This is a genomic window from Streptosporangium oxazolinicum, assembly GCF_039537505.1.
Lineage (GTDB): Bacteria > Actinomycetota > Actinomycetes > Streptosporangiales > Streptosporangiaceae > Streptosporangium > Streptosporangium oxazolinicum.
Genome location: NZ_BAABAQ010000001.1, coordinates 517,407 through 538,588, shown reverse-complemented (window position 1 = coordinate 538,588; position 21,182 = coordinate 517,407). Strand labels below are relative to the sequence as shown.

At 64.1% G+C, this 21,182-nt stretch carries 16 protein-coding genes and 2 pseudogenes; 12 read left to right on the top strand and 6 right to left on the bottom strand.

The features are described from left to right. The first annotated feature begins 315 nt into the window (after positions 1-315). Genes ABD817_RS02520 through ABD817_RS02510 form a run of 3 tightly spaced genes read left to right on the top strand, consistent with a single transcriptional unit; the run spans position 316 to position 4,195 of the window. A complete protein-coding gene (locus tag ABD817_RS02520) occupies positions 316-1,710 on the top strand; it encodes a hypothetical protein (protein ID WP_344914534.1) in 1,395 nt (464 codons plus the stop codon). Continuing rightward, positions 1,707-2,276, top strand: a complete 570-nt coding sequence (locus ABD817_RS02515) for a hypothetical protein (RefSeq protein ID WP_344914533.1) — start codon at positions 1,707-1,709, stop codon at positions 2,274-2,276. The genes ABD817_RS02520 and ABD817_RS02515 overlap by 4 nt, the downstream gene beginning before the upstream one ends. Next, complete coding sequence (locus ABD817_RS02510; protein WP_344914531.1) at positions 2,273-4,195, top strand: AAA family ATPase; 1,923 nt, start codon at positions 2,273-2,275, stop codon at positions 4,193-4,195. Before ABD817_RS02515 ends, ABD817_RS02510 begins: the two co-directional genes overlap by 4 nt. 72 nt (positions 4,196-4,267) lie before the next feature. Here the strand turns inward: ABD817_RS02510 and ABD817_RS02505 are convergent. Both ABD817_RS02505 and ABD817_RS02500 read right to left on the bottom strand, forming a co-directional pair. Next, positions 4,268-4,636 (bottom strand): annotated as a pseudogene (locus tag ABD817_RS02505) (replication initiator); the annotation flags it as partial. 743 nt (positions 4,637-5,379) lie between these two features. Continuing rightward, positions 5,380-6,900 (bottom strand): recombinase family protein, encoded by a 1,521-nt coding sequence (locus ABD817_RS02500; RefSeq protein ID WP_344914530.1) that lies wholly within the window; start codon positions 6,898-6,900, stop codon positions 5,380-5,382. Positions 6,901-6,932: 32 nt separating this feature from the next. On the opposite strand from ABD817_RS02500, the pseudogene ABD817_RS02495 reads away from it, so the two are divergent. Further along, positions 6,933-7,037 (top strand): annotated as a pseudogene (locus ABD817_RS02495) (peptide-methionine (S)-S-oxide reductase MsrA); the annotation flags it as partial. 228 nt (positions 7,038-7,265) lie between these two features. On the opposite strand, the gene ABD817_RS02490 reads toward ABD817_RS02495, so the two are convergent. Then, positions 7,266-7,517, bottom strand: coding sequence for a hypothetical protein (locus tag ABD817_RS02490; RefSeq protein ID WP_344914529.1), 252 nt, complete (start codon positions 7,515-7,517; stop codon positions 7,266-7,268). Between the two features lie 190 nt (positions 7,518-7,707). On the opposite strand from ABD817_RS02490, the gene ABD817_RS02485 reads away from it, so the two are divergent. The 6 genes from ABD817_RS02485 to ABD817_RS02460 all read left to right on the top strand — a co-directional run bounded on the left by ABD817_RS02485 (position 7,708) and on the right by ABD817_RS02460 (position 13,818). Continuing rightward, positions 7,708-8,502: a type I restriction enzyme HsdR N-terminal domain-containing protein gene (locus tag ABD817_RS02485; protein WP_344914527.1), complete on the top strand. Its 795-nt coding sequence runs from the start codon at positions 7,708-7,710 to the stop codon at positions 8,500-8,502. A gap of 651 nt (positions 8,503-9,153) precedes the next feature. Next, a complete protein-coding gene (locus ABD817_RS02480; protein ID WP_344914525.1) occupies positions 9,154-9,729 on the top strand; it encodes an HD domain-containing protein in 576 nt (191 codons plus the stop codon). A 374-nt stretch (positions 9,730-10,103) separates the two neighbouring features. Next, positions 10,104-11,759, top strand: coding sequence for a hypothetical protein (locus ABD817_RS02475; RefSeq protein ID WP_344914523.1), 1,656 nt, complete (start codon positions 10,104-10,106; stop codon positions 11,757-11,759). 395 nt (positions 11,760-12,154) lie between these two features. After that, the gene (locus ABD817_RS02470; protein ID WP_344914521.1) at positions 12,155-12,466 is read left to right on the top strand and encodes a hypothetical protein; all 312 of its coding nucleotides are present in this window, start codon (positions 12,155-12,157) and stop codon (positions 12,464-12,466) included. Between the two features lie 62 nt (positions 12,467-12,528). Continuing rightward, a complete protein-coding gene (locus tag ABD817_RS02465; protein ID WP_344914519.1) occupies positions 12,529-12,858 on the top strand; it encodes a type II toxin-antitoxin system VapC family toxin in 330 nt (109 codons plus the stop codon). Between the two features lie 423 nt (positions 12,859-13,281). After that, positions 13,282-13,818 carry an acetoacetate decarboxylase family protein gene (locus ABD817_RS02460; RefSeq protein ID WP_344914517.1) on the top strand — a complete coding sequence of 179 codons (537 nt, stop codon included), beginning with the start codon at positions 13,282-13,284 and terminating at the stop codon, positions 13,816-13,818. Between the two features lie 232 nt (positions 13,819-14,050). On the opposite strand, the gene ABD817_RS02455 is transcribed toward ABD817_RS02460, so the two are convergent. After that, a complete protein-coding gene (locus ABD817_RS02455) occupies positions 14,051-15,196 on the bottom strand; it encodes a CU044_5270 family protein (protein WP_344914515.1) in 1,146 nt (381 codons plus the stop codon). Further along, positions 15,193-15,720: an RNA polymerase sigma factor gene (locus ABD817_RS02450; protein ID WP_344914513.1), complete on the bottom strand. Its 528-nt coding sequence runs from the start codon at positions 15,718-15,720 to the stop codon at positions 15,193-15,195. The genes ABD817_RS02455 and ABD817_RS02450 overlap by 4 nt, the downstream gene beginning before the upstream one ends. A gap of 340 nt (positions 15,721-16,060) precedes the next feature. Here ABD817_RS02450 and ABD817_RS02445 point away from each other — a divergent pair, with 340 nt between their 5' ends. After that, entirely contained in the window at positions 16,061-16,639 is a 579-nt protein-coding gene (locus tag ABD817_RS02445; protein WP_344914511.1) for a TetR/AcrR family transcriptional regulator, read from the top strand. A 214-nt stretch (positions 16,640-16,853) separates the two neighbouring features. Continuing rightward, positions 16,854-17,747 (top strand): SDR family NAD(P)-dependent oxidoreductase, encoded by an 894-nt coding sequence (locus tag ABD817_RS02440; RefSeq protein ID WP_344914509.1) that lies wholly within the window; start codon positions 16,854-16,856, stop codon positions 17,745-17,747. A gap of 463 nt (positions 17,748-18,210) precedes the next feature. Here ABD817_RS02440 and ABD817_RS02435 read toward each other — a convergent pair whose 3' ends face one another. Next, the gene (locus ABD817_RS02435; protein WP_344914508.1) at positions 18,211-20,556 is read right to left on the bottom strand and encodes an N-6 DNA methylase; all 2,346 of its coding nucleotides are present in this window, start codon (positions 20,554-20,556) and stop codon (positions 18,211-18,213) included. Between the last annotated feature and the right edge of the window lie 626 nt (positions 20,557-21,182).

Below are 21,182 nucleotides of genomic sequence, written 5' to 3'. Positions count from 1 at the left end.
TTCGGCGACAAGTATCACTACAGGGTTAAAGGCGACCCGCCTACGGCGTCTCGCCGCGCGTCGGGCGGTCGCGGGCCGCGCTGCGGCTCTTCGGCCGGTCGCGGCCCGCGGTCGCCCGCGCGCTGGGTGGCAACGACGCGGAAAGCTAAAGACGACGGATGACATCACCGTCACGGCCAGCGCGTAAGCGCCCTGTGATTGCCTCAGTTGGACTTCCAACTGCAGTTGAGTCGGCTCGCGACCTCGTGGCCCTGTTCAGAGTCGTGATCGCATGATCACCGGACAGCGCATCGAAAACGCCATATAGTCTGACAGGTGGCGCCTGAATCTGTTGGTGGCCGGCCAACTGCCCGTGGCGATGCGCCGCACATGACCGCAGCCGAATTAGTCTCATCGGTCATTCCTGCCGATGACGACGGCGCTCCCACTGCGGATCGTTACGACTGGCAGGCAGCCATGGCGGCCGCCGACGGGCTTCGTTTGTACCAGGACGGCCTGGGCGATGATGGGCGTCTGAGGCCCGAGTGTGAAGACTGGATCCTGTGTGAATGGCAGGAAGATTGGATCCTGATATCGGGCGAGATCGTGGAGTTGGTGTCAGGTAAGCACCGTGATACCTCAGCAGGTGCTTATACGACTATCAACAAGCTTGCTGATGACGGAGGCCTAGCACACCTATTCAGTCGCTGGGCCGCTTTGAAGGAGCGAGTGCTCTGTAGGTTGGTAACATCTGGTGGCCTCGCAGCTGGGGATCCCCGACATCTTCTCAATGCGATGACCTCTCTGCGGAGTACGAAGCCACAGATGCCGCACATGTCAGATTTTGAACACCGCATTGTTGTGGGCAAGCTGCGAACCGCAATTAACACCCATTGTGAGGTAACCAAGGAGCGGTGGTCGGGCTCTGGAGTGTCAGTAGTAGTTCCAGACGATGAGCGCGACATCGAGGTTGCAAGATTCCTTGCAGCGCTTAGTATCCATGAGAATCAGATTCAGCGTGATCACATAGCGTACGCTGCGCCGGGGATGTTTGTTCAGCCAGTTTTGGACAAGATGCAAGTAAGCGCTCCGGCGGACGCGGTGTGGTCTGCAGTTCTGGCGGTCTTTCAGAGCAGAATGCGCGGACGAGGACGACTGCCCATCGGTGAATTGCCCTCTGTCCTCCAGCGAGGTAATACTTACAAAGGGTTTCCTTCTGATTTGGCTAGGAAGCTCCAGATGCGGACGGTCACAATGTCCGATATCGAGCAGGCGATTCATGTGGCAGCCGCGTTGCCAGGCGGATACGCACAACTCCCTCCGCTCCCGCCGACGTCCCGGCTTGAGGTAAAGCTAGACGTTAGCGGATGCTCTGCGAATACCATCGAGCGAGCACGGAGCCTCCGGATGGCATATCGCGATTATTGGAGTGACCGTGAAAGCGGAGATCCGACCGCTCGAGTGGAGCGGTTGCGTCTAGAGCGGCGACTGCAGCGTCTAAGCGATGAGGCAACTGACACTCTACAGCCGCAAGGAGCATCGCTATGGCGGCGGCTACAGGAGCTAGTCGATGCTCTTGACCCGATGCTGCTTCCCCCTGGCATGGATGCGGATCTTGTTATGGGCGGAATCTGTGATTTAACTGATCAATGCATGATCTGGTTTGGGCCCCGCTTCGATGTCGATGTCGTTCTCGAACGCGGCAAGCTAGAACGGAGAACGTCGGCATGATTGATCCCAGCGCCGACGAGCTCACTCTCTTGCGTGAGGACCTCGCCTACCACCAAGCCCGAGTATTGCTCTTGGTGTCAGCCGTCTGCGAGCTCAAGGAACATGGGCACAAGCTTGATGGTATGACTAAGCTAGCCAAACTGGACTTCCTGCTGCGCTATCCCGCTCTAGCTCCGGACGTCCTGGACCGTCTTGATGCCGCCGATCCGAGGCTTCATCTCAGCATGGCTGAGGTGTCCGCGCGCACCAGCGTCGAGGCTCCGATGACTCGCTACAAATATGGTCCATGGGATGACCGCTACTACGCCGTACTTGGTGCCCTGGTTGGTCGGGGGTTGATTCGATATACCCGCGCTCGCAAGGGAAGCGTGGCAGTTGTGCCGACGGCTACAGGCCGGCACCTGGCGGCTGAGCTCGCCTCCGGCGAGCAATGGCGAGTAATTGCAGATCGTGGTGCGGCGATCGCCGAAGCCTCGTCGGGGTTGACGGGCAGCACGTTAAAAGATCTCATCTACGAACGATTGGCTGATCTCATGGACCGGCCCCACCGGCAGGTGATCCAGTGACCATACGCTTCCGACTCGAGGCTGTAAGCCTGGAAACCACGAATGGCACGGTCGACTATGAATTCCGTTCCGATCTTACAGTTCTGGCAGGGCCAACAGGGGTTGGCAAGACTACGTTGCTAGAACTGATCAAGTTCGGCTTCGGGGGTGACGCGATATTGGCGGATATCGCTGTGCAACACGTTGAATCAGTCACCGTCCAGGTCCGGATTGGCGATCACAGACTTCGGCTGAGTCGTAGTATCGACCAGGCTAAGCGTAAGACTGTTCGAGTCTTCGACGTTATTGACCAGCAGCGCCTACGCGATCATCACACTGACGACAAGGAGCCAAAACTCAATACTCTGCTGATGACCTGCCTCGGCCTGTCGGACGATCTACGAGCAGCAGCTGGGGGGAACAGCACGCGAGTAGGTGCCCGCATAACCTTTGCGGATATCTTCACCTATATGTATATTCCACAAGGCCAGATTAATCGCGACATCGCCTATAGCCATGAGAGTTATCGTGAGCCAAAGCGTCGGGCAGTGTTTGAGTTGTTATTCGGACTGGCGGACGCAGAGATTCTTAACTTGCGCTCAAAGATCAGCAAGCTCAAGGGCGATATTGGAGAGGCTGAGACTCGGCATGCCACTGTCGTGCAATTCTTGCACGACAGTGGGACCGAGAGTCGCGATCATGCTCTGGCTGCGCAAGCTCGGGCTGTTGAAAAACTCGAAGAAGCACAAAGCCAGCTCGCTGAACTGCGCGATAGCATTGACCCTATTCTCGACCGAGAAACTCAGACGCTTCGGGACCTGCTGACGGACGCCGAAAGAGGGTTGGCTGATAGCCGTGCCGCCGCAGTCGACTTGAGTCGTCGACAAGCCCAAAACAGCGCCGAACGATTCCGTGTCCAAGCAGACTTGGCGCGACTAAACCGCATGCGTGACGCAGGGGAGCGTCTGGCTGACATCGAGTTCACTGTCTGTCCGCGCTGTATGCAGTCTATTAAGAAACGCCGCCCTCCTGCGGGAGCATGTCGGCTATGTCTTCAGACTGACCCTGTTCCAAATCTCCCTAGCCACGACCAATATGAAGTGCGACAGCTTACTGAACAGCTCAATGAAATGAACGAGCAAGATAGCGTTCTAGCAGATCAGCACGCCGCCACCTTGAGAGTGATCGACGATCGCGAAACTCTTATCGCTCACTTGGCAAAACTGCTCGAGGAGCGGACATTTCATCGTATCACTCCGCGACTACAGGCATTTACCGACATCTCTAGCCAGGCAGCTACTGCAGCAGCTGACCAGGAGCGCTGGGATTCGATCTTGCGCCAGTGGGATGGTGTTGGTGATCTCGAAATTGCAGCGAAGAATCTTCGTATCCAGAGAGAGGATGCTCGCAGCGCTCTCGACGCGGCCTTGCTTTCCTTGAACGCGAGGCACTCTGAAATCATCTCAGAAATAAGCGAAGAATTTGATGCCATCGTTCGCGCAATTGGAATTCCTTCAATTGTTGATGCGTCGGTTGACGCAGGTAATTATCTGCCAGTCATCAATGGAAAAGTATTTTCCGGAAAGAATCAGCTGTCTGGAGGTGTCACTACTGCTACGCAGATAGCGTACTGGTGTTCTCTGATTGCGGTGGCAATGCGGCGCAGGGACACTATTTACCCTGCTTTTATCGTTATCGATAGCCCGCGTCTGGCTCTCAATACTGCTGTTCATCTCGCCGAGGCCATGTATGCCAGACTCACTATCCAAGTAAATGCCATGCCCGGCCGACTGCAGCTCATCATCGCCGATAATGAACTTCCCGATAATTATCGCGGCGGAAGGGAGCAGATCGATTTCGATTATGCCACACCAACGGTTTCTACTATTGATCACCCCGGTCCTGCGCAGGTGTCGCCCATTAGTGTCGTAGAGGACTAAATAATTATCGTCCGACTTCGAAAATTCGTATGGCCGCAGACTTTTTCGAGTCTGAGTACGCCGCTGCTTTGATAGCAACAGCTTGCCGTTCTCGCCTGACCGGTGTGCGTGGACCACGCCGAAGGATGGGGCGGTGAAGGTGGCGAACACGCGCGGATGCCCGCTCACCTCCTCGGGGACGCCCCTACCGCCGCGCAATCCCGAGATGATCAGGTGATAGGTGTCGTCCCTGTAGGTGGTCGAGCAGGCGGGGCAACGGGATGCGCGGCGGTTGCCGCACGCGGTCAGTAGAAAACCGGTGGATTCGTCGGCGGTTCGGTAGACGTCCAGGACCTCGCCCGTTCCGGCGTCTACGGTAATGCGTTCGCCGTGGAGCCGGACGGGCTGGGCACAGCCGCCAGTGGCGTACACCATGCGTTGCCATCGGTCGAAGTCCGGCATGGCCGCGCGCTGTACGGCGGCGAGCACATCAGGGGAGAAGGAGGGGTCGTTGCTCATGCGGCGTCCCTCCCACCGCGCTCCGGGGTGGCGTCAGGGATTTCGTCGCTGATCTCGACACCGAAGACGGTGGCGACGCGTCGCCACTTGTCGTGATCCCACCGGGGGGATCGGGCTGCTTGGCGCCTGCCCCACTCCTGGGCCTGCGCGGTGGGTGGTAGGGACTTCGTAGTGCCTCCTTTCCGAGTAGGGAACCGTCGCCGACGGACGGGAAAGGGCGAGCAGCATCGCGAACAGGCCGAAGACAGCCTGTGGCGAGTCGTGGTGCTGCCAGCGAGAGGAGAAATGGAGTGTCTGCTGCGACGATGACGGGCGAGCGTGCCGTGCGTTGCCGGCCTACCGCTGGGCCGGGTGCCTCCAGCGGAATGGCTGTCTAGGGGATGTGGTCGTGCCCGGTTCTCTTACACGCTCGGATTGGGCCGCAGGCCGTTTTCTCGCTGTCTCCCTCATTCGTGGCGCGGTTTTGATTACTTATTCTTTTACCACCGAAAGCAGCTGAGTAAGCCTCATGAACTGCGCGCGTTCCTGCTGTTCAGGGGCGTCCGTCGGCGTCCCTTGACGTCCGTATACTTCCACTGAAGTCCTGTGACGTCCGGCTACACCGGGCATGAAGTAAGAGAGCCGTCACCCATGGGTAAGGGCAACGGCTCGCCTGCTCGCGGAAGACGTCCAGGACGTCCTGAGACTCAGGTCTCCCGCCAGACCGGTTCGAGGAGATCGGGATTGAAGGGCCTGCGACCTCCGCCACTGGGGTAGATGATCACCGCATGCAGGGCTTCGCGGATGTACGACCGCTTGATGGACAGGGGCAGGCCGCCCTTTTCCTCGGTGAGGTACCAGCGTCGCCGGATCTCGGCCACGTCCGTGGTGGACCGGGCCAGATGACGTTCGGCGGACGCCGTGAAGTTCTGCGCTTCCGTGCGAAGACGGCTGATTCGCTTTTCGAGATCGGGAGCCATGGAGAAGAACAGCTCGTTGCTGATGTTCCCGGCTGCCCACTGGTTGCGCAGTTCTTCGAGCCGGGATTTCGTGTCCTCGTACTCCTGCTTTCCCGTCCATTCGGAGGGCTCGGCGGAGGAGGCCATCTGGACCTCTTCGAGCTTGGCGAGAACCGCTTCCGAGATGTAGAGGTCGACCATGTCGCCGCGCCTGCCGAGGCTGCCGCACCCTCCGACCGTCTTGGCGGGGCAGATGTAGATGTGCTGGACACAGTCCTTGCTGTGAGTGACCCGCAGGGACGTGTTGCAGGGGGTGCCGTCGGGCTTGGCTCTCCCGCACCGCAGGAAACCGGTGAGCAGGTAGTTGGGCTCCCGGAAGTCTCGCGAGAGGATGTGGCCGACTCGCCCGTCCCGGTGGATGTAGTGGCCCTTGCGGGCGTCGAACAGGTTCTTGACCGCCATCCACTGCTCGGGGGAGACGATCGGCTCCCACTGTCCGACGACCGGGTTCCCCTCCGAGTCCCGTACGAGCTCCTTGTTGATCTGGCGCCAGCCACAGACCCGAGGGTTGGTCACTGTGAGCTTGAGAGAGCTTGGGGTCCAGGCGTTGCCCAGGGTGGTTTTGACGTCTTCCTTCTGCCACTGGTTTGCGATCGAGTGGAGCGAGCGCCCGCTGACCAGATCCGCGATGGCCTGCCGCACGAGAGGTGCTTCCCGGGGGTCGAGTGTCAGCCGATCGGGCAACCAGCCGAAGGGGCGCGTTCCGCCAGCGGGCACGCCCAGTTCCGCGCGCGTCCGATGTGAGCGGCGCATCCGGCGCTGCATCTTCCGGACTTCCATCTTGGAGATGACCGCGCCGAAGAGACCCATGCTCTCGGTGTCCTCGCTGTAGAGGTCTTTCATCCCACGTGCGTCGGCGAACACGCGGCCGTCCCGGTATGTGATCGCCTCTACGAAGCGTTCGTAGTCACCCGGACGGCGGGCAAGACGATCCTCGGCCACGATGACGACGCCCTGGACTGCCGTACCGTCGGAAAGCTCACCGGCACGAAGCGCCTTGAGCATCGCTTCGAAGCCGTCACGGACCACGTCGGCCTTGGCCGCGGACTTGTCGTTGTCCGTGAACTCGTGGACCACGGCCCAGCCCTGCCGTGCCGCCGTCTCGCGGTTGAGCTTGTGCTGGTCCTGAACCCCGTGTTCGTCCCTCCTGATGTCCGCGGAGATGCGAGCGTAGGAGACGACGGGGACAGCCGAGCCGACCTGTGCCACGGGGACCTCCACAGGAATTATTGCCTAAGTGAGAGGTCTACCACCAGCAGTACCTGCACAAGAACCCGAACGGCTACTGCGGGATCGGGGGAACCGGGGTCTCGTGCCCGGTCGGTTTGACCTCCGGCGAGGCGTAACCCTGCGGTTTTAGATAGATCCTGGCCCTTGATCACCGGTGTGTCCGGTGTCGATCTAGGGCCAGAGCCATTTTCGGGGGCAGGTATCACTGCAGGGTCAGGCAGTCCGCTGCGCAACGCGCCACGCGTCGGGCGGTCGCCATCCGTACCGAGGCTCTTCGGCCGATCGTGACCGGCACCTTCATGCGCAAGGAGCGCCATAGAGGACATTCAGGCTTGTATCAGGTGCTACTGCGCGATGATCGAGGAGTCTTCGATGATCCCACCGTCCGCCGCCTTCTGCCGCACTGTTGCACTCTCGGCGGTGATCCTAGAGTTCAGGATCTGACCGCGACTCTCGGCGACCTGATCGACGTCTGCGCTGGTTGCGTTGATCGGGCTTGTAGCGATGCGGGAGCCAGGACCTGCAGCACTCTGGGTGATTCTGTTCGCGACGGCATGTTCTTGCTTTCGATTGCTTTCCATGCGATAGGTGATCATGGCTACGCCGACCAGCAGTCTGGCGGCGAAATGTCCAATATGTCTATTTTGGTAGTGTGGAGTCTTGTTACGTCTGGAGATCGTTTGTTTTGTCGCAAACCTGAGACCTTTCGAGTGCTGTATTACTCTATGTTGATGTGGCATTAACGCTTAGTCTGCCTTGTTACCACTAGGACTTCAGGGCGGTCACATGAGTGAGCAGGCAGTCGAAACGGCGGTTGTTTCCGGGCAGGTAGATGAGGTGGTTACGGCTCCGCTCGCAGTGGGACGTGACGTTCCCATTAGGAAGCCGTCCGTTCCACGTGCCGCCCCGAAGTGGGAGATGGACGCACGGGATCGCGTCCGGGCAGCCATACGTCGTTACTCCAAGCCTTTGGCTGATCTCGTGGCCAGGGACGCCAATGAGGGGGACACCCGGCTGCTGGTGACGGACTTTCTCTGTGACGGTCTCGGCTACGACAAGTATGAGGAGCTCACGACCGAATACCAGGTCAAGGGTGAGTTCGCGGACTATGGGATCCGCATCGACAAGCAACTTGTTGCTTTCATCGAGGTCAAGCGTTGCAGCCAGAAACTCAACTCGAAGCATCTGCGCCAGGTGCAGATGTATGCCGTGAACGAGGGGGTTGAGTGGATGATCCTCACCAACGGGCAGGTCTGGCAGGTCTACCACATGACCGGAGGGTTGCCGGTGGTGATCGATCTTGCATTGGAGGTCGACCTGCTCGGCGAGGCCGGGCTGGCGACGAAGACGGATGCTTTCTTCTATCTCAGCAAAGAAGCCTTCAAACGCCGTTTGATTGATGATCTTTGGAAGGCGCGAGCGGCGACCTCCGCCAAGTCGCTGGTTCAGGTCGTGTTGTCAGATCCGGTAATCGACGCGATTCGAAAGGAGGTTCGAAGGCAAACGAATCACAACGCCGAGCCGAAGGACCTCGTCCGCATTCTTCGGGCCGAGGTGCTGCGCTCCGAAGCGCTGAGTTAGCTGACTGGTAGCGGTGTCACGCTCTTCTTCTACAACTACAAGGTGAAGATGCTCTGCTGCATAGCTGAGGCGTGGCGATGTGGTCCCTCCAGATCCGCGCCGCCACGCCGGTCGCTGCTGTGCTTCTCCGGACAGCAGGGCCGTCCAGATCGCCCGAGCCTCATAGATCGCGTAGACAGAGGTCTCGTGGATCTCGTGTCTACCGCCGAGTTAAACGGTCCACCGAATGAACGCCCGTTCGCCGCCCTCACACAGCTTGTAGACCGTGGTGCGGCAGAAGCAGGTCCAGGCCACCATCCGTACCCGCTCCGGGTTTACGCTGAAATGGCTTGTCCGTACTGGTCGACAACGTTAGGGACAGTGCGGATTTCGCAGAACTGACCGGAAGCACGAGTGCGGTGCTTCTCAGGCATCTGACCGGCAAGCTGGACTCCGCCAACCCCTACCTCGACGTGGTGGCGCACACGCTGTGGGCGCTGGTCATGTTGCGCCCCCGGCGCTGGACGCCTGGACCACGAACGCCCTCAAGGAAGCGGCGATCCGTACGTTGGACAAGGTCGCCGCGTCGGCGCGTCGCCGCAGTTCAAGCGGGGACCGGAGTCGGTCATTTACGCTCTGCGCATGATCCACCGAGGATGAGAGGGGACTTCCATGGCGGAGGAGCTGTCGAGGCTGGCGGGTCTGCTGTACGAGGTCGGGCTGCTCAAGCGCTACAAGCGCACCGGCTGGCTGGTCGCGGGGGTACGGGATCCCGAGAGCGTCGCCGACCACTCGTTCCGGACGGCGGTCATCGCGAGTGTGATCGCGGCGTTGGAGGGGGGTAACCCCGAGCGTGCGGCGTTCATGAGCCTGTTCCACGACACGCAGGAGACTCGTATCACCGACATCCCCTACCTCGGCAAGCTGTATCTGAAGGCGGCGCCGAACGAGGAGGTCACCGCCGACCAGGTGCGCGGTGTTCCGGAGCCGGTGGCGGAGATGGTGCGCGGCGCGGTCGGGGAGTACGAGGAGAAGACCAGCCTCGAAGCGGTCTGCGCCCGGGACGCCGACAAGCTGGAATGCCTGATCCAGGCCATCGAGTATCGCGAGCAGGGCCACCAGAACGTCCAGCCGTGGATCGACAGCTCGCTCGCCGCGCTGAAGACGGCGTCCGCGAAGCGCCTCGCGGACGAGGCGCTCAGTACGGGGTCGCTGGAATGGGTGAAACGCGTCCTGAACGGAGACTGAGACGCTCGGCGCTCATCGAGAGGCGAAGATCTGACCTTAATCCGTCTCATCTGTGGGGCCCTGTATCTCTTCCGTCTCGTCTTGACGGGACCGACACGCCATCGCGTCCGAAGCCGACCGGCCCTACCAGGCGTCGCACCCATTGAGCTGCGACTTTCCGCTGACGATCGATCACACCCTGACCGGCCACCGACGACGTGACCTTTCTTTCCTCGCGCACATGGCCTTTTACGCGCCCTCGGCAGCTTGGAGAAACTCTCGGTTTATCGCCCTACGAACAGCTCGCGCACAAGCGCCGTCAGATAGGCGCTACGATCAGCCCTTTCGCGTGAAAAGGGCGGCATGCGGTGCGGAGATACCGTCTAGGGCGGTTAGTGGCAATCGTCAACATGACGGCCGTGGTGGTCGCGGTTGTCGTCAGCCTGGTCCGGGATTCCCCTGATCCGGCCTGGACCGTGGTCCAGTGGTACCCGCCCTCCCGCTTCGCCGACGAGATCTCGCTGCTCGCGGTGCTGGGTGGGTTGCTCCTGGTCGGCGCGGTCAATTCGTGGATGTTCTGGCAGGTGCTCCGGAGGCCGGCCGATGCTGCGCCGTTGCCGCGGCGCGCGCTGTGGCTGCGCCGACTGCTCTACGTCTACGTCGGCTGGTTACTGATCCCGGTGCCGCTCCCAGACGAGGTGGAGACCGCGTTCGACGTGGTGCTATGGGTGCCCATCGTCATCCTCCTCGCGCAGGTGCTGACGCACTCGGGACCGACCTTCCGCCTGATCCTGGTCGCCACCGCTCTGGTGAGTACGGCGCTTCTGTTGGTGCTCGAAGCTGTGCCCCGGGACAGCTACTCGGACTGGGCTACACCCGTGCTTTCCGCTGTTGTGAGCCTGGCACTCGTGGCGGCGGGGCTGGCCTGGTTCCTGATGATCCTCATCGCCCAGCGACGCGACGGCCGCTGGACCCGGACCACGATGGTCCTGGGAGCGTGCCAGCTGGCGGTCTTCCCCGTCACCATCGTCCTGAACCAGCTCGTCGGCTTTCCGGAGAGCGTGGTCCTATCCGACCTCCTGGATGCGCCGGGCGTCTTCCAGTTGGTCTGGCTCGCCCGGACGGCGCACGAGCTCAACCGTCCCGGCACCGCGCCGGATCCCGAGCCCCTGCGCTCGCCCCGATGGCTTCTCGCGCTGATGGTCCTGGCTCCGCTGGCGGTCGTCGCCCCCGAGGCCAAGCCCCACATGACCTACACCTGGCTCGATGCCGACTGTTCGTCGATCCCCCTGTTCGCCGACACCCCTCCGCAGGATCGCCGGCGCGTTTACCTGTGCCTGGCCGGAAACGGGCGGCTCTACGAAAGAATTCGGTTCTGGAGCGTGGGCGGGCGCACGGTCACGGACCAGCAGCTCCTGGGCAAGGGCTGGAAGAGCTGCGCGGCAGGCGACGGCAAGGTGAGGGCCGAGGCGCTGGTCTACCTGTGCCCGGAAGTCGTCGCACGTGACCGTCCCGACCTCCTGCTCACGGTGGCTCAGCTCAAGCAGCGAGATGCCAAGGAGCGAGCCCGGCGGCGGCAAGAGGTGGTGGACGAGGCCGCCCAGTACGTGAGCGGCTGCCGTGATCCCTGGCCCGCGCTGCGGACCTCCCGTCAGGTCACAGTCGTTCACCTGCCCACTGATTGGGATGGTTACGACATCTTCGACGGGCGCGCGGCGAGCCTGGAGGCGCTCCATGCCGAGAACATCGAATCCGACAGCCCGCTCGTGGCCCACGGGGGTGCCGCCATGGTCGGCACGACGCTGGAGTACGGCGCCACCTGCGTCACCGTGAAGGTCCTGCGTGCGACCCCGCCGATCCGGCGCAAGGGCTGGGACGACGTGGTCGACGCGGATCTGGTTCTCGGCTCGGGACGGGTGCACCTGAAGGGCAGGGGCATCAAGGCCGAAGTCGCCCTTCCGAAGGCGGGGAAATACCGGGTTCGCCTGCACACCCGAACATTGGACGAGGGGATGGGAGAAGACCTTGTGGTGGTGTTTCCCACTTCCTGATGGGCGGATTCCTTCCAGGTCCGGATGCGCTGGAAGGAGATCCGGTGACAGCGCGAAGTCTCCTGCGGTCGCTCGCGGCCGATTCGTACCACCCACTGAAGGGCGCCGCTCAGGTAGTCGGTGAGTTTCCGCGCGCTCCAATTCGATCACCGTAGGGATATGACCTCATCACGATCAGGATCTTTCGCTCCATAATGCGTATGGGCCCCAGTGCCGCTCGGAAGCTTCGGAGACTGCTGTGGAATCGGCGGCGTCAGTGTCAAGCCAGATATCCCCTCCAGGTGGGGCTCCTGTCAGGCGGGGCTGGCTCTCGCCGAGGAGCAGGGCTCGACCGCTCGATCCATCGATGGGTGGAGTTCCCAGCCATTTGCTACTTCGAGTAGTAAACTAGCCGCATGAGTGTGCCTGAGCGGGAGTTCGCCCCGGGGGACGGTCCGGCGGCCAAGGTCAGTGTCTCCTTGCGTGCGGGGAACATCCGGGCGGTCAGGGAACGCGTCGGAGCGCGCGGGTTCTCCGCCTATGTCGATGCCGCGGTTGAACGTCAGATCGAGCGGGACCTCCTGGAGGAGGCGCTTCAGGCGAACGAGGCCGCCTCCGGGCCGATTCCCCAGGCATTGCGGGATGAGGCGGCGGAGTTGTTTCGCAGCGTGAAATCCGCCCCCGAGCTCCAGGAAGAGGGCGGATGGCGCGCGCACGAAGCAAGTTGAGCGCGGGCACCGTGGTCCTCGATTGCGAAGGCCTCGTGAGGTGGTGCGAGGCCGATCAGAGGGTGACCGCGCTTGTCCGTGGAGCTCAGGACAATGACTTCCGAGTCGTTGTCAGCGCGATGACGCCGATCGAGGCGCAGGACGTCCGGGTAAGAAGTGATCGCCTCAAATGGCACCTGTCCCGGCTGAAGGTCGAGCCGGTGACCGAGGACATCTGTGTACGGGCGATCGAGCTTCTGCGCGATGCCCGGCTGCATGGTCACAAGTACGCCATTGATGCCGTGGTGGCTGCTACCGCCCTGCGTGCGGTCAGGCCGGTGATCGTCCTCACCTCCGATGAGGACGACATGGACAAGCTCTGCGGAAAAACCGTCAAGGTCATCGGAGTCTGAGCGAGGCTCTCCCTGTAGTCCGGACACCGGCGGTGTGCCATCAGGCTCCTGGGTCCAGCGGCTGGTGACGCCGCTCGTACTCGTTCGGGCTGAGTATTTTGATTCTCTGCGGCCGAACTGACGCAGGGCGTTGCCATCACTGATGACCGCGAGGTTGTAGGTGTCGGTAGGGCGTACGGCTTGGTTTCGTGCCGATGAGCCTGCCTCTTCGAGGACAGGGCCGGACGCGGGTGGATCATCATGGACCGTATGTGCAGGTAGGGGCAGGTATGGCCTATGCTCTCGCCTTCTCGGCGAAGGTGGCCGTCGATGCCGGTGTCGAGCTTGGGAATGCTCTCGGTCTCCGGGAAAACGAGGTCATTGTCCCGCCTGGGTGTGTGACGTATGTTCCGGCTGTGTGCCGTCAATGGCCAGGGAGAAGTGGTGTCCGAACTCGTCGCTTCCCAGCTCGTTGTGAACAGCCGGATGATCTACTTCGGCTGGGTGCCGGCCGATCCCGAGGCCGTCGCGGCCCTGGTGCCCGATGGTCTGAAGCCCATGGCCAACCGCCAGGTTTTCATGAACCAGTACGTCGTCGACCGGCCTGAGCCGCCTTCGGGCTTCGGCGCGTACTCGCTCACCTACATCGGGCCGGACCTGGAGGACGCCTACGCTCCCGACTGTGTGACCCCGGGCCGCTGGTGGACGCACTACTTCAACTCCAGCGCGGTGGTGCGCGAGTACGCGGCCTCCCGGGGGGTGCCCGCCACCCGTGGGCCGTACCACGATCAAGGTCGAGGGCGGGAAACTGGTCGCGATGACCGAGTCGGACGGTGTGTGCCGGTGATCCGCGCGACCGCGCGGGCCGGTGAGACCGGTACGGCGGTCAACCGTGGCCAGCTGCGCTACATCACGGAGGTCGGCGGGCAGAGGCTCAGCGGGATCTACCCGTTTGAGGTCGTGCCACTGGAGTTCCTGTAGCCGAGCCACTCCGTCTACGCTCTCCGCCCCGCCGATCCGCTGCGGATCATGTGGGGCTTATACTCACCCCGATCCCGGCCCAGGGGCGCCCGGAGCATCCGGAGTCGTTCATGGAGGCTCGGGTATCCGCTCACGACCAGGGCGATCACACGGCAGCAGGTCCGGTGGCATGGCGAAGGGGCGGTCGCGGCCTGTGGCCGCGATCGCCCGCCCTCGTCGGAACCGCCGGCCGTTACGGCTTGACCGGCTTCCGGTCGGTCCACTCGGCCTTGACGATCGCGTTCCAGTTGACGACGGTGCCCGGCTTCGCCCAGCCGTAGGTTCCGGTCGGGGCGACGGCCACGAACCGGTCCGTCAGCAGGATGCCGGTTCGCGGGTCGACGATGAGCTGCCGCTCGAACTCGCCGGTGGGCCACGTCTCGGCGCGGGCGACGCCCTGGCCCTTGCGGTCCAGCGCGTCGGTCACCTCACCCAGCGACCGTACGCCGTCCAGCCCGGCGAGCACCTGGTAGGCCGCGGCCCGGACAGCGGGCTTGACGGGCATGTCGCTCAACAGGCCCGCGGTCACCTGGAAGAGCCAGGAGTCGGCATCCTGCGGGGCGTTGGACTCGGTGCCGTGCCCTTTGTATCTCTTGAGCAGGTACGCCTTCAGGTCGGCCGGGGTCGCGGGCAGAGCCTGGAGTTCGGCCACCGAGACGTTCTCGCCGGCCAGGTCGGCGACCTTGTCGCCCATGTTGATCGGGTTGCTGAAGGGCTCGCCGCCCTTGGCCTCGACGGTGAGGCGTGCCTTGGTGTCGGCGCTCTTGGTCACGGTCACCGTCCACCTGGTCGGCGAGCCGTCCTGCTTCCAGGCGGCCTCCGAGTCGGGCGCGGGTTTGGTGCCGAGGTTCTGGGACACCCACCAGCTTTCCCGCTTCGGCGAGCGGGCGATCCAGGTCTGGCCGCGGCCCAGGCTGTTCACCGTGTACCGCACCTTGGTGCCCACCTGCTGGGCGTTGCCGCTCGTGCTCTCGACGTACCAGTAGGCGCCGCTGCCCTGCCGCGCCTTGAGTGACGACTCGGCCGCGACGAGGAGGACCTGCTTCGCCGACAACCGCGTCACCGGCTGGTCGTCCCCGGCGACGGCCGGGGAGCTCGGGGCCGGTGCCGTGCCGCCGATTGCGGTGATCGTCACGGCCACGGCGGTGGCGGCGGCCACGCCCGCCAGGCCGAGTGCCCACCCGGGCCTGAGAACGCCGGACTTGCGGGTCTGTGCCGGGGTTCGTGTCGGCCTGGCCTGGGACGTGGCGTAGGAAAGCTCGGCGGCCCGGGTGTGCTCGTCGGCCGGGGTGTCGAGATGGTCCGGGCGGGCCGCCCGCAGTTGGTCCAGCGGATTCATGACCACTCCTCAGTGAGATTGCGCACCCGGGTTCGGGGGCGGATCGCCGGTGCCGACCTCATCGCCTGGGCCAGCCGTTTGCGGGCCCGGTGGAGCCGCACCCGGAAGGTCGCGGCGGAACACCCGATGACGCGTGCCGCGTCGCGCGGCGAGAGCCCCTGCCAGGCGACCAGGATCAGCAGCTCGCGTTCGTCCTGATTCAACGAGGCGAGCGCGGTCATGACGGCGAGGCGTTCGGCCACCTGATCGGCGTGGTCCTCCTCCGTCCACGCGCGCAGCTCGCCGGCGAGCGACTCGCGCCGGATCCCGGCGCGAATGTTGTCGCGCAGCACGTTGCGGGCCACGCCGAGCAGCCATGGCAGGGCGGGCTCCGGTATGTCGTCGAACCGCCGCCAGGCGATCGCGAACGTCTCGCTCACCACCTCGTCGGCGATCTGCCTGCCCGCCTGGCTGACCACGTAGGCCCAGACCCGCTGCCGGCACTCGTCGTACATCGTGGTGAACCGCTGTGAGTCGTCCGCCACCGCCTGGCCCCCTTCGTCCTGGGTAATCGCTTCAACACCAGGAAGTGGGCTGAGATCCTCGAATGTTACAAACAACCTCAAATCACCTCTTGGTCCGGTGGTGGCGGCCACGCCCGCCACGCGACGCCGGACCCCTCGGAGCCGCGTGCGGCGGCACCCCGGCGTCCCGCGTCCCGCGTCCCGCGTCCATTCGCGCTCGTTCGCGTTTCGCGTACGGCGACGCGGTCGGCGCGCCCGATCCCGTGGGGGATCTCGCCCGGCCCATGTCCGCGGCCGGTGAGAGCCTGTCGGCGAACCGCCGGTACGGCCCACGCTCGCTGGCGGGGGTTAGGCTGAGCCCGTGACACCCAATGCTGAGCGGGGGACGGCGTTGCGCGCGGACGCGGCGCGCAACCGCGCACGGGTGTTGCAGGTCGCCAGGGAGCAGTTGGCCGCGGGTGACGACTCACTCATGCTGAACACCATCGCCCGGCTCGCGGGAGTGGGCGTCGGGACCGTGTACCGGCATTTCCCCAACCGGCACGCGCTGATGGAAGCGCTGGTGGCGGAGCACTTTCAGCAGCTTGTCCGTGAGGCGCAGGCCGCGGCGGCCGACGAGGATTCGCTCGCGGGTCTGCATCGCCTCCTGCGTTTCGCTCTCGGACGGGCACTGGACGACGCCGGGTTCGCGGCGGTGCTCGGATCCGCCAGCGACGCCGACGCGCATACCTCGGCGATGAAGGCCGAGCTTGACCGCGCCGTCGCGGAACTGCTCGACCGCGCTCGTCGTGCGGGGGCCATCCGGCATGACATCGAGGCGGACGATGTCCGCCGCCTGCTCTGCGGCATCGAGCACGCGGTCCGCTCCGGCGACGATGACGCCAGGCACGCGGAGCTCTACCTCGACGTTCTCCTTGAGGGGCTGCGTCCTCCGCGCTGACGGTGGTTCGGAACCCCTTGAGGGTTTGCGTCCCCAGTGTTGACGGCTCATTAAGGGCTGGCCGGCCGCGTTGGTGACGGTTCGGAGCTTCCCGCTCGGAAGGTCGCCGCCGCGCGCCCGGCCTTCCTATTCGGATAGCTATCCGCTTATGCTACGGTACAACCCGGAAAGCGGATAGCTATCCGCTAGTGATCGGCTGGCGAAGGGCGGGGCCATGGGTGAACGGGCTGTGGTGACAGCGGGGACCGGGGGAATCGGTCTGGAGACCGCGATGGGGCTGGCGGCGATGGGTCACGCGGTGACCGTGGTGGGCCGGAACGCCGAGCGGGGCGCCCGCGCGGTCGAGCGGATCGACGCGGTTGCGACCGGGCCGGAGGCGAGGTTCGTCGCCGCGGACCTCGCGTCGCTCGATGCCGTACGAGCGCTCGCCGCCCGTCTCGCCGAGGAGGGGCCGTTGAACGTCCTGGTCAACAACGTCGGAGCGATGTTCGCGGACCGGCGGCAGACGGTGGACGGGATCGAGGCGTCGTTCGCCGTGAACCACCTTTCCCCGTACCTGTTGACCGAACTGCTGCTGGAACCGCTCCGGGACGGAGGGCCGAGCCGGATCGTGAACGTCACCTCGGGCTCGGTCCGGGTCGCCAAACGCGCCTTCGGCGCCGTCGAGCCGCCGGGCGGCTACTACGGCTTCCACTGGTACGGCCGGGCGAAGCTCGCCAACCTCGCTTACACGCTGGATCTGGCGGAGCGGCTGCGAGGTACCGGCATCTCGGTCTTCGCGGCCGATCCGGGCGGCGCGGCCACCGAGATGACCGACGGCACCATGCGGTTACCCAGGATCGTCTCGCCGGGGCTGCGGCTGCTCTGGCCGCTGGTCCGGCGAGCCTTCGAACGCGCCACGTCAGGCTCCGCGTCAGTGGCGGCACGGTCGTCGATCCTCGCCGCGGCCGACGCCTCACTCGACGGGCTGACCGGCCTGGTCATCGGGTCCAAGGCTCGTCCCGTCGCCCCCTTCGCCCCCGCCGCCGACCCGCGAACGGCCAAGGCCGTCCTCGGGCTCAGCCGGCGGCTGGCCCCGCTCACTCCGCCTGCCGGCGTGATCGCATGAAGCGAACCGCCACCACCGGCGGTACGTGAACCGGAACATCGGCGGCCACCTCGGAATCGGCGGTGACCGTGTCCCACCACTGGCGCTGGTCTTCGGGGTGATCGGCACCGGGACCGGTGCGCCTGTCGGGGATTGACGCTGTCATTCGCCACAGGCTTACGTCATGCTTCATGATCAATTCGCGTGGGGTCCCGAAGCCCTGCTGATCGTCTGCTCGACCTGCGCTCGCGGGACTGCCAATGGGAGCGCCACCACGCCAGGCGATGGGCGGACTCCTGCGGGAAGACGCTCTGCAGGCAAGCGATCGCCAACGCCAGCGCACTCAGGGCGAACACCACTCCCCACGGCGCACCGGCGATACCGAGGCCGAGGGGCCCGCCGACTCCGGCCGTCCCTGTCAGCACACGCCCGACAGTGGTCTCCTTCTTGCCCTCGACGGTCCCGCTCTCGACAGTTCGCACTGTCATTGGAGAATCACCGCGCCCTCCACCAGTCGCTCGGCTAGCGCGGTACGTGCCGTCGCGGCGGCACGCGCGAATTCCTCATGGATCGCGACCTGTTCGTCGAGTGTGTTGAGTGCTGACTCGATCTCCCCCTGTTCGTCGAGCGGAGGAATGGTCACCGTCAACTGCCCGAGATCGCGAGTGGTGATGAACGGGATGACGGTTCCCTTGGATCGGCTGTGAATCCACCTCATGACCGATGGCAGCCCCAGGAAGGTCAGAAGGTAGCGGGGATCCACCACGTCGGCTTCGACAAGGCGCAACCGATGCAAGTTACCGCCGAAAAGCCACCCCTGCTGCCGTTCGCCGACGATCGCCCGCTGGCCCATGGCACCTGATCGCACGCAGAGAATGTCGTCCACGCGGAGGTGGAACCTGGCTAACCGCTGCGCCGTCTTCTCGGTCGCTTTGTCCGCGTCGCCGGCGATGATCGACCCTCGGTGCAGGTGTCTGGGCATCACGATGGGTACCGACCCGTGTTCCACGCGTTCGGCCATGCCCAGCCGGGAGAAGGACGGCCCGGCCTGGATGCTGCACAAATTATCTAAGGGAACCTGAATCCACCCTTTGGGAAGGATTCCCGAGAATCCGGTACGCGGAACAGGCCGTAACCGATCGGCCTGGGCGTCCAGGCGATCTACTTCGACTCTCAGCCGCGCCAGTTCGGCTTCGCTGCCAGGAGCGCCATCCGATGGAGAAGACGTGACTCCAAGTCTGTCTTCGATGTACTCGGCCGGGTCCAGCGAATAGTCGGTCCGGCAAAGCGTGTCCATGTCAGCCGAGATCGCGAATCCGTCACCCGGAAGCCGCTCTGCTTCTACGCCGGAAAGCAGGTGCCGTCTCCCATACAGCTCGGAGATGAGATCGGCCGCGAGCGGCGGCAAAACGAACGGTTCTTTCCGCGTCACGGTGCACATCTCGGTGGCGTCCACGAAAAGGATCCGCCCCGGAGCGTCGGTGGGAGGGCTGAGAACCCATATGGTCACCGCCGTGTTCGTCGTCGGAAACAGTCGCGAGGGAAGTGAGATGACCGCTTCCACCGTCCCTCGCCTCACCATTTCCCGGCGGATCGCGTGCTCGCGCTCGTCGAAGCTGACCCCGGCCTGATGAGGCATCAATACGACCGCCCTGCCCCCGGGCGCGAGGGACTCGACCGCGTACTGCAGCCACGCGTAGTTGTCGTTGTGCGGGGGCGGCGGCCCGAACGGCCAGTCGTCGTCGCGGCGGCCGGTCGGCCGCGCGGCGCGCATGTTGAACGGCGGGTTCGTCACCACGGCACTCACCTGCGCGGGCGGCTCACCCCTCTCCTCCCATGGCGTCACGTTGCTCAAGCGAAGCTCGGCGGTATGGCCGTTTAAGTAGAGGTTCATCCCGGCGAGTCGCAGCGTCTCCAGGTTCGGGCTCGCGCCGCGCACCGAAGGCACCGGCCCAGGCAGCAGGACGCCCGCGGCGTGCAGCGTTTCCCCGCCGCGCAACCACGGGTCGTATACGGAAAAATCTGTACCGCGGTCGCCGACGGCCAGGCGCGCCATGAGGTAGGCCACCTCGCGAGGGGTGAAGTAGTCGCGGCTTTCGAACTTCATCGCGGCGGCGAAGTGGCTGAGCAGCGTATGGAAAGCCGCTGTGCCGAGACGATCGCACAAGCCGATCACCTCGGCGAGATCCGTACCCGGAGGGGGGCGCAACCGTTCGAACATGCCCCGCACACCTGGCGGTATCCGCTGCGTGCGAAGCGTCTGGTCTGTGAACTCACCAACCATTCGCATGATCATGGCAGGCCGGAGCTCGGCCGGAGGCCGGGTGGTGGCTTTGTGAATCTCGGACCATGCCTCAGGCGCGCAGCGGCGCAGGAAGATCAGGCAGAGCAGCAGGTTCAAGTAGTCGGTCTGACGGTTGGCGCCATCACGAAACCTTGTCGCCAGTGGTCCGAGCAGGCGCTGGAGAGCCGCTTCGGTACTGTCGGAGTCGATCGAGCCGTCCGTGGGAGAGGCGTCGGCATCGCGGGCGGGACCGGTTTCGCCCGCGGGAACTTGAGCGGCGACGGACACCGTACGTCGCACCCGTCCGCCGTAGGTGAATCCGGTCGGCTCGTCGGGGCGCCGCTCCTTCTCCGGGATGACGCGGCCGTCCAGCCACCTCAGGGCGTCCGCGAGGGTGAAGAATTCCCCGTCGCCCAGGCTGATGGGCTGAGGGAAGTCCGCGTGGCGCTTCGCCCACGTCGTGATGGTGGGACGCCGAACCCCCGCCAGCGTGGCGAGCTCGGCCCGCGAGACGAATCGATCCGTTGTTTCTTCCTGGCGCCGCACCGGAATCCCTCAGTTCTTCTGCCGACGATTATCGCCAACCATAGGGAGGCCAGGCACCTGCGACAAGTGCGTACTCCGGAGTACGCAGCATTATCAGCGCACCCGAAACAGCTAAATGAAGGATATTGCCAGCTCAACGCATGTGGGCAACCTTGTGCGACTGATAACCCCTGTAGCAGTTGTCGTAAGGAGGCACCAAGTGATCACCACCGTGGGCCGGCTCACGGACGGATGCTGCCGTCCTCCGATTGTCGCGGGCAGCGTGTGGATCTGTCGACATGGAGGTTCAGCTCCTCCGGGATACCCTCGACCGGCACCGGCGGTCTTTCCATGCGCAAACGACGCCGTCGAGGGGGACGAGGTTGGAAGCGGACATCGGAAAGCTCCGGTTCCGTCTCATCGCCCGGGAAGGTACACGGAGGAGGCGCGGACGAACTCGCGGCTAAATAGTTGGACGTGATGTGCCGGGGTTGCCAGCTTGCGCTCATGTCCAGCCCCGAGGCGTCCAGACGCTAGCCGGTGGGTTCGCCACGGTGGCTTTCAACGTGGGCGCCGCGATCGGTCCCTGGCCCGGTGGGATCCCCATCGGCGCCGGCCTCGGTTACCGCTCGCCACTGTGGGTGAGC